A 325-nucleotide genomic window follows, 5' to 3' on the forward strand; every position below is an offset into this window, starting at 1 on the left:
ATAATGAATACAAAAACTCATGTTAATAAATAATGACGTTAAGTCAAGTTTTTAGAGTAACAAACGTAGAATTTTAATCTATTTATTTTAAGCACTTACCTTTTCAAATTGATTAGGTGTAAGATACCCTAAACTTTGATGGATTCGTTTTGAATTATAAAAGGCTTCGATGTACCAGAAAATACTCTGATAGGCTTCTTCAAAGTTCTTATATTTAAATTGATACACCCACTCTCTTTTTAAATGTCCATGCCAAGATCCAAGACTGGTATTATGATAAGGGTATCCCCTTCGACTGAAAGAGTGAGTCATCCCATAATACTTA

At 30.8% G+C, this 325-nt stretch carries 1 protein-coding gene; it reads right to left on the reverse strand.

The genetic code is table 11. The features are described 5' to 3' along the window. Nucleotides 1-87 precede the first annotated feature (87 nt). The coding region (locus JKP73_RS22350) for an IS3 family transposase (protein WP_200412005.1) at nucleotides 88-325 on the reverse strand (238 nt) is incomplete at its 5' end.

Origin of the sequence: Virgibacillus salexigens (assembly GCF_014905415.1) — a bacterium.
In the GTDB taxonomy this organism is placed as follows: domain Bacteria; phylum Bacillota; class Bacilli; order Bacillales; family Amphibacillaceae; genus Virgibacillus; species Virgibacillus salexigens.